The sequence below is a fragment of the Caulobacter sp. FWC2 genome (genome assembly GCF_002742625.1).
Classification (GTDB): Bacteria; Pseudomonadota; Alphaproteobacteria; order Caulobacterales; family Caulobacteraceae; genus Caulobacter.
In genome coordinates this window covers 2,996,721-3,010,007 of sequence record NZ_PEBF01000001.1, presented here as the reverse complement: position 1 = coordinate 3,010,007, position 13,287 = coordinate 2,996,721, and the positions used below count along the sequence as shown (strand labels likewise).

Sequence of the window (13,287 nt, the reverse complement as noted above, 5' to 3'; positions counted from 1 at the left end):
CACAACAAGAACACGTCGGTTCGGAAGGATTGCCATGCGTAAGCCGCTTCTCAGTCTCGTCGCCGTGCTGGGCCTCGCGGCCTGCGCCACCCAGCCGATGATGGCACCTCCGCCCCCGCCGCCTTCGGGCCCGGTGGCCGCGGCCATCTCGCCGAACATCGCCGCCGCGCTCAGCGATCCGTCGCGTCCGGCCGCCGATATGGTCCGAGACGAGAACCGCCATCCGGGCGCGGTCCTGACCTTCGCCGGCGTGCGGCCGGGCGCGAAGGTCGCCGACCTGATTCCGGGTGGTGGCTACTTCACCCGTATCCTGGCCAAGTCGGTCGGCCCCAGGGGCGTGGTTTACGCCTATGTGCCGGACGAGCTGACCAAGCTGGCCAAGCGCGAACCGGCTGTGAACGCCATCGCCCGCGATCCGGCCTACTCGAACGTGAAGGTGATCCTGAACACGCTGCCTAACTTCTCCGCGCCGGAGAAGCTGGATCTGGTGTTCACCGCCCAGAACTATCACGACATGCACGACAAGTTCATGGGCCCGGCCGACCTGTCGGTCGTGAACCGCCAGATCTTCAAGGCCCTGAAGCCGGGCGGCGTGTTCCTGGTCATCGACCACTCGGCCGAGGCCGGCTCGGGCCTGCGTGACACCGAGACCCTGCACCGCATCGACTCAGCGGTGGTCAGGTCCGAGGTCACGGCCGCCGGCTTCGTCTTCGAGGGCGAGAGCCGCGTGCTGAAGGATCCGGGCGACACCCGCAAGGTCAACGTCTTCGACCCGTCGATCCGCGGCAAGACCGACCAGTTCGTCTACAAGTTCCGCAAGCCGGCCACGGCGCGCTGAGCCCAAGGGCGTCTCGATACTCAACGATAAGAGCCGCGCCCATGAGGCGCGGTTCGCATTTTCAGGGAGCTCTACAATGACCCGCATCGCCTTCATCGGCCTGGGCAACATGGGCGGCGGCATGGCCGCCAATCAGGCCAGGGCCGGCCACACGGTTCGCGCCTTCGATCTGTCGGCGGCGGCGGTCGAGCGGGCGGTGGCGGCTGGCTGCCAGGCGGCGGCCTCCGTGTCCGAGGCCGTGGCGGACGCCGAGGTGGTGATCACCATGCTGCCGGCCGGTCCGCATGTCCGCTCGGTCTACGGCGACCAGATCCTGAAGAGCGCGCCAAAGTCGGCCCTGCTGATCGACTGCTCGACCATCGACGTCGAAAGCGCCCGCGTCGTGGCCGCGCAGGCGGCCGAGGCCGGTTTCCGCTTCGCCGACGCGCCGGTGTCGGGCGGCGTCATGGCCGCCGAGGCCGGGAGCCTGGCTTTCATGGTGGGCTGCGCGGCCGTGGACTTCCCGATCATCGAGGCGGCGCTGGACCCGATGTCGCGCGTGACCATCCACGCTGGCGACCATGGGGCGGGGCAGGCGGCCAAGATCTGCAACAACATGCTGCTGGGCGTCTCGATGCTGGGGACCTGCGAGGCCTTCGTCCTGGCCGACAAGCTGGGTTTGGCCGCCGATCGCTTCTTCGAGATCGCCAGCAAGTCCTCGGGCCAGTGCTGGTCGGTGACCAGCTATTGTCCGGTCCCGGGCGTCGGTCCGCAGACCCCGGCCGACCGCCACTACGAGGGCGGTTTCGCCACCGCCATGATGCTGAAGGACTTGAAGCTGTCGCAGGAAGCGGCCGCCAAGGCCGGCGCCAGCACGCCAATGGGCGCGCAGGCCGAGGCCCTCTACGCGCTGTTCGACGGCAATGGTTTCGGCGGCAAGGACTTCTCGGCCATCATCGAGTTGCTGCGCGGAAAGCTGGCGCAGCTTACGTGAATCGTCCAAGACGCCGCGTCCGCGAGAGTGTCCATTGACGAAGTCGATGCGGCCAATCGCGCAATTCAATTTGCTAGGTAAACGTCCTTAGATAGACACTGCTGGCGCTTGGTGCGAAAAACCGCACCATGAATAAGGGGACCTCCGGACCATCTGGCCGGAAGGTTTAGAGGCCGAAATGGACTACAAAGCCGCGTTCCGCAGCGCCGTCGACCAGATCCGCGAAGAGGGCCGATACCGGGTCTTCGCCGACCTGAAGCGACAGCGTGGGCAGTTCCCGCGCGCCACCTGGACCCGCCAGGACGGCTCGGAACGCGAAGTCGTGGTCTGGTGCAGCAACGACTATCTCGGCCAGGGCCAGAACCCCGTCGTCATGGACGCCATGAAGGCCGCCGTCGACGCGCACGGCTCGGGCTCGGGCGGCACCCGCAACATCTCGGGCACCAACCACGACCACGTCCTGCTGGAGCAGGAGCTGGCGGACCTGCACGGCAAGGAAGGCGCGCTGCTGTTCACCTCGGGCTATGTCTCGAACGAGGCCAGCCTGTCGGTGGTGCAGAAGATCCTGCCCGGCCTGATCATCTTCTCGGACGAACTGAACCACGCCTCGATGATCGCCGGCATCCGCAACGGCGGTGGTCCGCGCAAGGTGTTCCGCCACAACGACCTGGCGCATCTTGAAGAGCTGCTGGCGGCCGCCCCGGCCGACGCGCCCAAGATGGTCGCGTTCGAGAGCGTCTATTCGATGGACGGCGACATCGCCGACATCCGCGCGACGGCGGCGCTCGCCAAGAAGTACGGCGCCATGACCTATCTGGACGAGGTCCACGCGGTCGGCATGTACGGCCCGCGCGGCGGCGGCGTCGCCGAGCGCGAAGGCCTGATGGGCGAGATCGACGTCATCGAAGGCACGCTGGGCAAGGCGTTCGGCGTCATGGGCGGCTACATCACCGGCGACGCCGAAGTGATCGACGCCATCCGCCTGATGGCCGCTGGCTTCATCTTCACCACATCGCTGCCGCCCGCCCTGGTGGCCGGCGCCCTGGCCAGTGTCCGCTGGCTGAAGCAACATCCGGAAGTGCGCGAGATCCACCAGGAACGCGCCAAGACCCTGAAGGCCATGTTCAAGGCCGCCGGTCTGCCGGTCATGGAAAACGACAGCCACATCGTGCCGGTGCTGGTCGGCGATCCGGTCCACACCAAGCTGATCAGCGACATGCTGCTGGCCGATCACGGCGTCTATGTGCAGCCGATCAACTATCCGACCGTGCCGCGCGGCACCGAGCGCCTGCGCTTCACCCCGACCCCGTTCCACACCGACGACATGATGCGCAAGCTGGTCGCGGCGATGGAAAAGCTGTGGGCCCACTGCAATGTCGCCCGCATGGGCGGCCACGCAGCCTAAAGGAAAAGACGCACCTTCAACTTCGACCAAACCGCTCATCGCCAAAAAGAAGAACGCCGCCGGAGCCCGGCGGCGTTCGCGTGGCTGGAGGGTGGGGGGCGTCTAGCTGCCGCGTCGCACGCCCTTGCCCAAGCCGATCTTCTTGGCGAAGTCCGAGCGCCGGGCCGCATAGGCCGGCGCCACCATCGGATAGTCGGGCGGCAGGCCCCACTTGCGACGGTATTCCTCGGGACTGATGTCGTAGTGCGAACGCAGATAGCGCTTCAGCATCTTGAGCTTCTTCCCGTCCTCCAGGCACACGATGTAGTCGTGCTGCACGGAGCGGCTCACCGGCACCGCCGGCTTGGCCTTTTCGACGGTTTGCGGGGGCTCGCCGCCATTATTGAGCGAGGCGAGCGCTTGATGGACCGTACGGATCAGGTCCGGAATGGCCGTCTGAGAGACTGTGTTCTGACCGACATAAGCCGCCACGATCTCGGCGCTGAGCCCCAGGATATCGACGTCATTGTCGTTCGCCGTGTCCGTGCCGCCGCCCTGAGACGCCATGAGATACCCCATTACCGTTGTTGTCGCTTGAACTTCGCGGGGGGTGAGCACCGCCCTGCAGGACGGCAACGCGAAACGCGACATGTGGTTCCGAGATTGATCGCCGCGCCTATCCCGTTAAAGAGGGCGCCTCTGCCGACTCCCCCAAACGCCCGGAGAGCGAAATGACCCAAGCCAACACCAGCGCCTTTTTCGGCGCGGACCTCGCCACCGCGGACAAGGACATCTTCGACCGCATCGGTCGTGAGCTGGACCGTCAGCAGAACCAGATCGAGCTGATCGCGTCCGAGAACATCGTCTCGAAGGCCGTGCTGGAGGCCCAGGGCTCGATCCTGACCAACAAGTACGCCGAGGGTTACCCCGGCAAGCGCTACTACGGTGGCTGCGAATATGTCGACGAGATCGAGACGATCGCGATCGAGCGCGCCAAGCAGCTGTTCGGCGCCGGCTTCGCCAACGTCCAGCCGCACTCGGGCTCGCAGGCCAATCAGGCGGTGTTCATGGCCCTGCTGCAGCCGGGTGACGGCTTCCTGGGCATGGACCTGGCCGCCGGCGGCCATTTGACGCATGGCAGCCCCGCCAACCAATCGGGCAAGTGGTTCAAGCCGGTGTCCTACACCGTGCGTCAGCAGGACCAGCTGATCGACTACGACAATGTCGCCGAGGTGGCCGAGCGCGAGAAGCCCAAGCTGATCATCGCCGGCGGCAGCGCCTATAGCCGCGAGATCGACTTCGCCCGCTTCCGCCAGATCGCCGACAGCATCGGCGCCTATCTGATGGTCGACATGGCCCACTTCGCCGGCCTGGTGGCCGGCGGCGCGTTCCCCAGCCCCATCCCGCACGCCCACGTCGTCACCACCACCACCCACAAGACCCTGCGCGGTCCGCGCGGCGGCATGGTGCTGACCAACGACGAAGCGATCATCAAGAAGGTCAACTCGGCCGTCTTCCCGGGCCTGCAGGGCGGTCCGCTGGAGCATGTCATCGCCGCCAAGGCCGTGGCCTTCGGTGAAGCGCTGCAGCCGGCCTTCAAGGACTACGCCGCTCAGGTCATCGCCAACGCCAGGGCCCTGGCGGATGCGCTGGGCAAGTCGGGCGTCAACATCGTCTCGGGCGGCACCGACAGCCACCTGATGCTGGTGGACCTGCGCCCCAAGGGCGTGACCGGCCGCGACGCCGAGCACAGCCTCGAGCGCGCCAACATGACCTGCAACAAGAACGGCGTGCCGTTCGACACCGCGCCGTTCACGATCACCTCGGGCATCCGTCTGGGCACGCCCGCGGGCACCACGCGCGGCTTCAAGGAAGCCGAGTTCACTCGCGTGGGCGAACTGATCGGTGAAGTGGTCAACGGCCTCGCCGCCAACGGTCCGGAAGGCAATGCCGAGGTCGAGGCCAAGGTCCGTGAGGAAGTGCTGGCCTTGACGGCTCGGTTCCCGATCTACAACTAATGGCAATAGGCGCCGCGGGAGGGGCCACATCATGCGTTGCCCCTTCTGCGGCCATGCCGAAAGCCAGGTCAAGGACAGCCGGCCGTCGGAAGACGGCGCGGCGATCCGACGTCGTCGGATGTGCCCCGAATGCGGTGGCCGCTTCACCACATTCGAGCGCGTGCAGTTGCGCGAACTGATCATCTTGAAGCGCTCCGGCCGGCGGTCGCCATTCGATCGCGACAAGTTGGTGCGCTCGATCGCCCTGGCCACCCAGAAGCGTCCCGTCGAGGGCGAGCGCGTCGAGCGCATGATCAATGGCATCGTCCGACAGCTGGAAAGCATGGGCGAGACCGAGCTTCCGTCGTCGTCGGTGGGTGAAATGGTCATGAAGGCGTTGAAATCGCTCGATGACGTCGCCTATGTCCGCTACGCCTCAGTCTACCGGGATTTCAAGGAAACCAGCGACTTCGCCAAGTTCTTGACCGAAGAAGGTCTGAGCGACACGGTCGAAGAAGAGCTATAATCCGTTAATCCCTGATGTGTGTTTGTGTGCGCGCCGCCAGCGCGGCCGTGGAGATTCGAAGCTAGATGGTTCAAGACAACATCCGCTTGCTGATCGTGGAGGGCCGAAGCCATTCGGGGATCTCCGACGAACTGCTGCGCGGAGCCGTGCAGGCGATCGAAGCCCAGGGCGCGGAATATGACGTGATCACGGTCTCCAGCGCCCTGCAGATCCCGACGGTGATCGCCATGGCCGAGGAAGCCGGTCACCGCCCCGTGGGCGTGCGTTACGACGGCTATGTCGCGCTCGGCGCGGTCATCCGGGGCGAAACCTACCATTTCGAACTGGTCGCTAACGAAACCGCTCGCGGCCTGCAGGATCTGGGCATTGGCAAGCGGCTGGCGATCGGCTTCGGCGTCCTTGCCGTCGACGACGAGGACCAGGCCTGGACCCGGGCGCGGGTCAGCGAAGGCGATCGCGGCGGTTCGGCCGCCAAGGCCTGCCTCGAGACCATCGGGCTGAAGCGTCAACTGCTGGGACAGGCCCGATGAGCGGCAACCGCATCCAACCGCGCTCGGTGGCGCGTCTCGCCGCCGTCCAGGCCCTGTACCAGATGGAAGTCTCGGGTGCGGGCGTCGACGCCGTGGTCCGCGAGTTCGGCGAGCACCGGTTCGACCGAGACGTCGAGGGCGAGCGTCTGGCCGCCGCCGACGAGACCTTCTTCGCCGAACTGGCCAAGGGCGTGGTGAGCAACCAGTCCAAGATCGACCAGGGCATCGTCAAGCGCCTGGCCTCGGGCTGGCGACTGGAGCGCCTGGACGCCACGGCCCGCGCCGTGCTGCGCGCCGGCGCCTACGAATTGATGTACCGGCCGGATGTTCCGACCGAAGTCGTCATCAATGAGTATGTCGAGATCGCTAAATCCTTTTTTGAAGGTCCCGAGTCAGGCTTCATCAATGGAGCCCTCGACGCGATCGCCCGTGATGCACGAGACTGACGAAGACGACTGGTTTGCCGAAGACGACGCCGCAGCGCCCGCCGCGGCGGAGGCGGCGCCGACTGAATTCGACCATATCGCGCGGCTGCTGCGCCCGCTGACCCGCGGGGACCCCGTGGCCCTGGATCTGTTGGATGACGCGGCCGTGCTGCCGTCGCGTCCGGGCTACGACCTGGTCATCACCAAGGACGCCATGGTCGCCGGCGTGCACTTCCTGGCGGACGAGGCCCTGGACGTCGTCGCTCGCAAGCTGCTGCGCACCAATCTCTCCGACCTGGCGGCCAAGGCGGCCGAGCCCTACGGCTATTTCCTGGCCGTCGGCTGGCCGTCCGGCTCCGACGTCGCCTCGCGTGAGACCTTCGCCCGAGGGCTCGCCGAGGACGGCGCTCTGTTCGACATGTCGCTGCTGGGCGGCGACACGGTTACCACCTCCGGACCACTGGTCGTCTCGGCCACGCTGCTGGGATGGGTTCCGGAAGGCGGCGCCATTCTGCGTCGGGGCGCCAAGCCGGGCGATCGCCTGATGGTCTCCGGCACGATCGGCGACGGCTGGCTGGGTCTCCTGGCCCAGTGGGGCGAGGTGATGGACGCCGATGGCGCCATGCTGCGCCGCTATCGCCAGCCCGAGCCGCGCGTCACCCTGCGCGACGCCATGCGCGTCCACGCCAAGGCCGCCGCCGACGTCTCCGACGGATTGCTGGCCGACAGCGCCCATATCGCCAAGGCCAGCGGCTGCCGCGTGCGGGTCGATCTGGAGCGCCTGCCGCTGTCGCCTGGCGGCCAGGCCTGGCTGGAACAGCAGCCCGAGCAGGTCGAGGGGCGCATCTCCCTGGCCTCCGGCGGCGACGACTACGAGATCATCTGCGCCGTCGACCCGAACGAGGCCTGGAACTTCCGCATCGCCGCAGCCGCGGCCGGCGTGAAGGTCAGCGAGATCGGCGAGTTCGTGGAAGGCGAGGGGGTCTCGGCCTACTACAAGGGGCGCGACGTCACGCCGTCCCGTCTGGGCTGGCTGCACGGCTGATCCCCCTCACGGCCCCTGCAAGGCGCCGGTTAGGTTAATCTCAAGCCCTGTCGGTTATGGATGACGCCATGACCCGTCTTGTCACGCCCTCGCGCCGCCTCCTGCTCGCCGCCGCCTTCGCGGCCGTTTCCGCGCCCGCCTTCGCCAGCAGCGGCAAGAAGGAGGAGAAGAAGAAGGAGGGCGAGGGCCAGGCGCTCGACCCTACCTACAAGCTGGGCTCCATGACGATCCCGATCATCGCCAACGGTCGGATCGTCAACTACGTCTTCGTGGCCATGACCCTGAAGCTGAAGGAAGGCGCCGACGCCGCAGCGCTGAAGGATCAGGAGCCGATGTTGCGCGACGCCATCGTGCGCGCGGCCTACAAGACCCCGTTCACCCGCGCCGACACCTGGAAGGAAGTGGATGGTCCGCGCCTGACCAGCTTCGTCCTCAGCCAATGCGGCGTGCTTCTGGGCAAGGGCAAGGTGGCCTCCGTCGAGATCGTCAAGCAGATCCCACGCCAGCAGCTGATGCCGCCCAAGTCCGGCGTCAAGCCGCCCAGCCAGGGCGATCTGCACCCCTGATTCCATCAAAAAAGCCAAGCCTTGTCGCTGCAAAGGCTTGCGCCGACACGGGTTGCGCGCCCCCCGGCCATCTGACAGTCTCTTTCGGATGACGCCGTTCGGCTGTCATTTTGGGAGCATCGAGGGGGCACGAGGCCAAAGGCCCGCCCGTCGATCCGGGCGGTGGTTTGACGTGCGTCATTACCTCCAGCCGCCGGGACCGGCATCCCCCTCGTGATTGGAAGCGCGAAGGGGCGAAGAACCTAATGAGTCTTTGGCTTTATCTGGCCATAGCGGCCGGGCTGCTGGCGGTGCTTTACGGAGCCGTGCAGACGGCCAGTCTGATGCGGGCGTCGCCCGGCAATGCGCGGATGCAGGAGATCGCCGCGGCGATCCAGGAAGGGGCCCAGGCCTATCTGCGTCGGCAATATCTCACCATTTCGGTCGTCGGCGCGGTCATCCTCGTCGCCGTCTATCTGCTGATCGGCCTTTGGGCCGCTCTGGGCTTCCTGGTCGGCGCGGTGCTTTCCGGCGCGGCTGGTTTCGCGGGCATGCTGATCTCGGTCCGGGCCAATGTCCGCACCGCCCAGGCCGCCTCCGAAGGCCTAGCCAAGGGTCTGTCGCTGGCCTTCACGTCCGGCGCCATCACCGGCATGCTGGTGGCCGGCTTCGCCCTGCTGGGCGTCGCGGGCTACTACTGGCTGCTGACGGGCCCGCTGGGCCTTGAGCCCACCGGCCGCGGCGTTGTCGACGCCCTGGTGGCCCTGGGCTTCGGCGCTTCTCTGATCTCGATCTTCGCGCGTCTGGGCGGCGGCATCTTCACCAAGGGCGCCGACGTGGGCGGCGACCTGGTGGGCAAGGTGGAAGCCGGTATCCCCGAGGATGACCCCCGTAACGCCGCCACCATAGCCGATAACGTCGGCGACAATGTCGGCGACTGCGCCGGCATGGCCGCCGACCTGTTCGAGACCTATGCGGTGACCACGGTCGCCACCATGGTCCTGGCCGCCATCTTCTTCCGCGGCACCGAGGCCGTGGGCGCGATGATGCTGCTGCCGCTGGCGATCTGCGCGGTCTGCATCGTCACGTCGATCATCGGCGCGTTCTTCGTCCGCCTGGGCAAGAGCCAGAACATCATGGGAGCTCTCTACAAGGGCCTCATCGTGACCGGCGTGCTCTCGATCCCGGCCGTCTGGTACGTGCTGCATGACCTGATCCCGACCCCGGTCGTGACGGCCGCGCGCACCTATACCGCCGACGGCCTGTTCTATTGCGGCCTCGTCGGTCTGGCGGTCACAGCCGCCATCGTCATGATCACCGAGTACTACACGGGCACCAACTTCCGTCCGGTGAAGTCGGTGGCCCAGGCCTCGGTCTCGGGTCACGGCACCAACGTGATCCAGGGCCTGGCCATGTCGCTGGAAGCCACGGCCCTGCCGGCCCTGACCATCATCGTCGGCATCGTGGTGACCTATAATCTGGCGGGCCTGTTCGGCATCGCCATCGCCACCACGACCATGCTGTCGCTGGCCGGCTTCATCGTCGCGCTCGACGCCTTCGGTCCGGTCACCGACAACGCGGGCGGCATCGCCGAAATGGCCGGCCTGCCGCCCGAGGTTCGTGTCACCACCGACGCCCTCGACGCCGTCGGCAACACCACCAAGGCCGTCACCAAGGGCTACGCCATCGGTTCGGCCGGCCTGGGCGCCCTTGTGCTGTTCGCCGCCTATACCGAGGATCTGAAGTTCTTCTCGGCCAATGCAACGCCGGGCAGCTTCTTCGACGGCATGGGGCCGGTCAGCTTCGATCTGTCCAACCCGTACGTCGTGGTCGGCCTGTTGTTCGGCGGCCTGCTGCCGTTCCTGTTCAGCGGCATGTCGATGACCGCCGTCGGGCGCGCGGCCGAGTCGGTCGTCGCCGAGGTGCGTCGTCAGTTCCGCGAGAACCCGGGCATCATGACCGGCGAGGTCAAGCCCGAGTACGGCAAGGCCGTGGACATCCTGACCAAGGCCGCCATCCGCGAGATGATCGTGCCCAGCCTGCTGCCGGTCGTCTCGCCGGTGGTGCTGTTCTTCGTGATCAAGGCCATCGCCGGCAAGGTCGACGCCTTCGCGTCGCTCGGCGCCATGCTGATGGGCGTGATCGTCACGGGCCTGTTCGTCGCCATCTCGATGACCAGCGGCGGCGGCGCCTGGGACAACGCCAAGAAGGTCATTGAAGAGGGTTTCACGGACAAGAATGGCGTCCTGCACACCAAGGGCTCGGAGGCTCACAAGGCCGCCGTCACCGGCGACACCGTCGGCGACCCCTACAAGGACACCTCGGGTCCGGCCGTGAACCCGATGATCAAGATCACCAACATCGTGGCTCTGCTGCTGCTGGCGGTGCTGGCCCACGGCTGATCCTTCGGGAGCACGCCTGAAACTGGAACGCCCCGGAGTTTCCTCCGGGGCGTTTTGTTTTCCGGGCCCATCCTCGGTGAGGGTGGTGCGGGGAGATCAGTAGACGTCTTCGTGATCCATCTGCGCCAGGGCGTCCGTGATCTCGTCCGCCGGATCTCCGCGGCGTTCGACGCCTGAGAACTCATGGTCGATCCGCCGGCGCCGACAGGGGCCGAAATACGCGCTGGCCCGCACGAAAGGCCGGGGATTGTTCACGATCTCATTGATCCGGTGCATGACCCCGCGCGCGGTCAGCGGCTTGGCCAGGAACTCCGTGACCCCGGCCATGCGCGCGGCGGTCAGCGTCCGCTGGGTGGCGTGGCCCGTCATCATGATGATCGGCACGTACGGATTGGGACTGGCGCTCGAGGTGCGGATCCAGCGAATGAACGCCAGGCCGTCGACGGGCGACATCATCAGGTCGGTGAAGACGATGTCGATCTCCTGCGTCTGAAAGATCTTCAGCCCGCCAAGGCCATCACCCGCCTCGCGGATCCTGCGAACGCCGGCGGCCTTGAGCATTTCGCCCACGAGCTTGCGCATGTTCGCGTTGTCGTCGACCAGAAGCACCGATACGTCACGAAGGTCCATGCCCTCCACAGTGCGTCTCCCAACGTCGCCGTGAATTCATCGCGCCACGACTTAGGTGGCTTGAGTCGATCGTGACCCATTTCGGGTTTATGAAGTGTTGATGGTCGGGTTCCATCTCTGAATTGAGACGGTGAATATCGAATTCAGATTAAATGGCCTGGATTTACTAAGCTGCGCCGATAGCGGCGGGCGGCGATATAATCAGCGCGCGAAAAAGCCGCCCACCTTGCAGTGGACGGCTTATGTGATCTGTCGAGTTGTCGACTTTTTGGTCTAGCGGCCGCCTGGACGCTGGCCCGGCGCCTCGTCATCCTGCGGGAGCATGCCGCCGCGGCCGACGTTGCCGAGCAGCTGTTCGAGAATGGTCATCTCGCGGCCGCGGGTCGGGGTCTCGCGGCCGTTGTAGGCGATGACCTTGCCGTCCTTCAGCGAATAGGTGTTCACCGACGCGACCTTTTCGTCGGCCTGGTTGAACTTGATAGCCACCACGTCGCGCTTGATCACGCGCGGCATGTAGAAGGCCACGCGGTCGGTCGTCTGCGAGATGTAGTACCAGGTGTTGTTGTCGAAGGTCGAAACCGCCGACGGCGAACCCAGCTTTTCCATCAGGGTCGACTTGCTGTCCTCGCCGACTTTCATGTCGGTGGGCTTGGCCTCGATGGCCTGAAAGCCGGAGTAGCTGGTCAGCGGCGTACAGGCGGAGGTGGCGATCGCCAGGCCCAGAATGGCGGCGGCGAAAACGGCGGGGCGAGACATCAAGGCTCCGAACCGGAAAAATGCAGACTTTGACCTATCGCCCGCAGGAGCTTAGTTCAATGCCCGCGTGAAAGCGGACCCTGCGTCTAGCGGGATGTCGCGGCGAAATCGAGGCGTTTCATGTTTCTGGATCGGTGGCTCAAGCCCAGGCCCGCCAAGGCGGCGGGAGCCAAGCTCTATGCTGGCGCGGTGGCCCAGGCCCGTTCCGTGGCCTTTTATCGCGATCTTGGCGTTCGCGACTCGCTGGAAGGCCGGTTCGAACTGTTCAGCCTTCACGTCATCTTCCTGATCGAGCGATTGAAGGGGCAGGGCGAAGCGGCGGCCGAGACCTCTCAGGCGGTGTTCGACTCGTATGTGAAGGGCCTGGACGACGCCTTCCGCGAGATCGGCGTCTCCGACACCGCGGTCGGCAAGAAGATGAAGAAGCTGGCTGGCGCCTTCTACGGCCGCCTGAAGGCCTATGATGAAGCCGTCGCCACCCTGCCTGAACGGGCGGGCGTGACCGACTTCCTGGCCCGCACCGCGTTCGAGGAGCGCGGCGAGGGCGACACGGCGGCCCTGGCCGCCTATGTGATCAAGACGCGCGAGTCCCTGGCGGAACAGCCGCTGGAGAGCCTGCTGCAAGGAGACGTGACGTGGCCGAACCCGTGACCGCGCCCTGGCCGTGTGAAATCCCGCTGGCCCAGGTCGACCGTGGCGCCGTCAAGCTGCGCCTGGAGCCGTCGGCCGAACAGCGGCAGGCGATCGCCAAGCAGCTGGGTCTGGTCAGCCTGGAAGAGCTGAGCGCCGAGGTGTTCCTGACCTCGTGGCTGGACGGGGCCGAGGTCTCGGGCATCCTGCGCGCCCGAGTCGTTCAGACCTGCAGCGCGACTGCCGACGATTTCGAAACGCCGATCGACGCGCGCTTCGACCTGCGCGTGCTGCCGGCCAACAGCAGGAACGCGCCGCAGGACGAGGACAGCGGCGATCTGGGTGTCGATCCCGACGCCGACGATCCGCCGGACGTGCTGGAGGGCGACAAGATCGACGTCTCGGGTTACGTCATCGAACACCTGGCCCTGGAGCTGGATCCGTTTCCCCGCAAGCCGGGCGCGGTGTTCGTCCAGCCGCCCGAGCCGGTCGAATTGTCCCCGTTCGCGGCGCTGAAGAGCCTGAAAGGCAAGAGCGAGTAGGGCGCAAGCGCCCGACTCGACCGCTTGCGTGATATTCACGCGGATGTATCGTCCGCCGCCCGGC

15 protein-coding genes are annotated in these 13,287 nt (G+C 66.2%); 12 read left to right on the top strand and 3 right to left on the bottom strand.

Features of this window, described 5'->3' with window-relative positions; genetic code table 11:
- Window positions 1-34 precede the first annotated feature (34 nt).
- The 3 genes from CSW62_RS14445 to hemA all read left to right on the top strand — a co-directional run bounded on the left by CSW62_RS14445 (window position 35) and on the right by hemA (window position 3,216).
- Window positions 35-838, top strand: coding sequence for a class I SAM-dependent methyltransferase (locus tag CSW62_RS14445; protein ID WP_099578909.1), 804 nt, complete (start codon window positions 35-37; stop codon window positions 836-838).
- Window positions 839-914: 76 nt separating this feature from the next.
- A complete protein-coding gene (gene mmsB / locus CSW62_RS14440; RefSeq protein ID WP_099578907.1) occupies window positions 915-1,811 on the top strand; it encodes a 3-hydroxyisobutyrate dehydrogenase in 897 nt (298 codons plus the stop codon).
- Window positions 1,812-1,989: 178 nt separating this feature from the next.
- Window positions 1,990-3,216: a 5-aminolevulinate synthase gene (gene hemA, locus CSW62_RS14435; RefSeq protein WP_099578904.1), complete on the top strand. Its 1,227-nt coding sequence runs from the start codon at window positions 1,990-1,992 to the stop codon at window positions 3,214-3,216.
- Window positions 3,217-3,318: 102 nt separating this feature from the next.
- Here hemA and CSW62_RS14430 read toward each other — a convergent pair whose 3' ends face one another.
- Window positions 3,319-3,762, bottom strand: coding sequence for a MucR family transcriptional regulator (locus CSW62_RS14430; RefSeq protein ID WP_099578902.1), 444 nt, complete (start codon window positions 3,760-3,762; stop codon window positions 3,319-3,321).
- A 164-nt stretch (window positions 3,763-3,926) separates the two neighbouring features.
- On the opposite strand from CSW62_RS14430, the gene glyA reads away from it, so the two are divergent.
- From glyA to CSW62_RS14395, 7 genes are all read left to right on the top strand, one after another.
- Complete coding sequence (gene glyA / locus CSW62_RS14425; RefSeq protein ID WP_099578900.1) at window positions 3,927-5,213, top strand: serine hydroxymethyltransferase; 1,287 nt, start codon at window positions 3,927-3,929, stop codon at window positions 5,211-5,213.
- A gap of 31 nt (window positions 5,214-5,244) precedes the next feature.
- A complete protein-coding gene (gene nrdR / locus CSW62_RS14420; protein ID WP_099578898.1) occupies window positions 5,245-5,718 on the top strand; it encodes a transcriptional regulator NrdR in 474 nt (157 codons plus the stop codon).
- A gap of 65 nt (window positions 5,719-5,783) precedes the next feature.
- A complete protein-coding gene (locus tag CSW62_RS14415) occupies window positions 5,784-6,248 on the top strand; it encodes a 6,7-dimethyl-8-ribityllumazine synthase (RefSeq protein ID WP_099578896.1) in 465 nt (154 codons plus the stop codon).
- On the top strand, window positions 6,245-6,694 hold the full coding sequence (gene nusB / locus CSW62_RS14410; protein WP_099578894.1) for a transcription antitermination factor NusB: 450 nt from the start codon (window positions 6,245-6,247) through the stop codon (window positions 6,692-6,694). The genes CSW62_RS14415 and nusB overlap by 4 nt, the downstream gene beginning before the upstream one ends.
- A complete protein-coding gene (gene thiL, locus CSW62_RS14405; RefSeq protein WP_099578892.1) occupies window positions 6,654-7,718 on the top strand; it encodes a thiamine-phosphate kinase in 1,065 nt (354 codons plus the stop codon). Before nusB ends, thiL begins: the two co-directional genes overlap by 41 nt.
- Window positions 7,719-7,786: 68 nt before the next feature.
- The gene (locus CSW62_RS14400) at window positions 7,787-8,284 is read left to right on the top strand and encodes a flagellar basal body-associated FliL family protein (protein WP_099582308.1); all 498 of its coding nucleotides are present in this window, start codon (window positions 7,787-7,789) and stop codon (window positions 8,282-8,284) included.
- Between the two features lie 245 nt (window positions 8,285-8,529).
- On the top strand, window positions 8,530-10,665 hold the full coding sequence (locus CSW62_RS14395; RefSeq protein WP_099578890.1) for a sodium-translocating pyrophosphatase: 2,136 nt from the start codon (window positions 8,530-8,532) through the stop codon (window positions 10,663-10,665).
- Between the two features lie 96 nt (window positions 10,666-10,761).
- Here CSW62_RS14395 and CSW62_RS14390 read toward each other — a convergent pair whose 3' ends face one another.
- On the bottom strand, window positions 10,762-11,304 hold the full coding sequence (locus CSW62_RS14390; RefSeq protein ID WP_199170605.1) for a response regulator: 543 nt from the start codon (window positions 11,302-11,304) through the stop codon (window positions 10,762-10,764).
- Window positions 11,305-11,568: 264 nt separating this feature from the next.
- Window positions 11,569-12,051, bottom strand: coding sequence for an outer membrane protein assembly factor BamE (locus tag CSW62_RS14385; protein WP_099578886.1), 483 nt, complete (start codon window positions 12,049-12,051; stop codon window positions 11,569-11,571).
- Window positions 12,052-12,171: 120 nt separating this feature from the next.
- Here CSW62_RS14385 and CSW62_RS14380 point away from each other — a divergent pair, with 120 nt between their 5' ends.
- Both CSW62_RS14380 and CSW62_RS14375 read left to right on the top strand, forming a co-directional pair.
- Window positions 12,172-12,702: a ubiquinol-cytochrome C chaperone family protein gene (locus tag CSW62_RS14380; RefSeq protein ID WP_099578884.1), complete on the top strand. Its 531-nt coding sequence runs from the start codon at window positions 12,172-12,174 to the stop codon at window positions 12,700-12,702.
- Entirely contained in the window at window positions 12,687-13,223 is a 537-nt protein-coding gene (locus CSW62_RS14375) for a DUF177 domain-containing protein (protein ID WP_099578882.1), read from the top strand. Before CSW62_RS14380 ends, CSW62_RS14375 begins: the two co-directional genes overlap by 16 nt.
- Window positions 13,224-13,287 lie beyond the last annotated feature (64 nt).

Excerpts from the sequence above, each read along its gene's own strand:
- glyA (WP_099578900.1), top strand. The coding sequence starts at position 3,927 with ATGACCCAAGCCAACACCAGCGCCTTTTTCGGCGCGGACCTCGCCACC.
- CSW62_RS14395 (WP_099578890.1), top strand. The coding sequence starts at position 8,530 with ATGAGTCTTTGGCTTTATCTGGCCATAGCGGCCGGGCTGCTGGCGGTG.
- CSW62_RS14415 (WP_099578896.1), top strand. The coding sequence starts at position 5,784 with ATGGTTCAAGACAACATCCGCTTGCTGATCGTGGAGGGCCGAAGCCAT.
- nusB (WP_099578894.1), top strand. The coding sequence starts at position 6,245 with ATGAGCGGCAACCGCATCCAACCGCGCTCGGTGGCGCGTCTCGCCGCC.
- thiL (WP_099578892.1), top strand. The coding sequence starts at position 6,654 with ATGGAGCCCTCGACGCGATCGCCCGTGATGCACGAGACTGACGAAGAC.
- CSW62_RS14385 (WP_099578886.1), bottom strand. The coding sequence starts at position 12,051 with ATGTCTCGCCCCGCCGTTTTCGCCGCCGCCATTCTGGGCCTGGCGATC.
- mmsB (WP_099578907.1), top strand. The coding sequence starts at position 915 with ATGACCCGCATCGCCTTCATCGGCCTGGGCAACATGGGCGGCGGCATG.
- CSW62_RS14445 (WP_099578909.1), top strand. The coding sequence starts at position 35 with ATGCGTAAGCCGCTTCTCAGTCTCGTCGCCGTGCTGGGCCTCGCGGCC.
- nrdR (WP_099578898.1), top strand. The coding sequence starts at position 5,245 with ATGCGTTGCCCCTTCTGCGGCCATGCCGAAAGCCAGGTCAAGGACAGC.
- CSW62_RS14400 (WP_099582308.1), top strand. The coding sequence starts at position 7,787 with ATGACCCGTCTTGTCACGCCCTCGCGCCGCCTCCTGCTCGCCGCCGCC.
- CSW62_RS14430 (WP_099578902.1), bottom strand. The coding sequence starts at position 3,762 with ATGGCGTCTCAGGGCGGCGGCACGGACACGGCGAACGACAATGACGTC.
- hemA (WP_099578904.1), top strand. The coding sequence starts at position 1,990 with ATGGACTACAAAGCCGCGTTCCGCAGCGCCGTCGACCAGATCCGCGAA.
- CSW62_RS14380 (WP_099578884.1), top strand. The coding sequence starts at position 12,172 with ATGTTTCTGGATCGGTGGCTCAAGCCCAGGCCCGCCAAGGCGGCGGGA.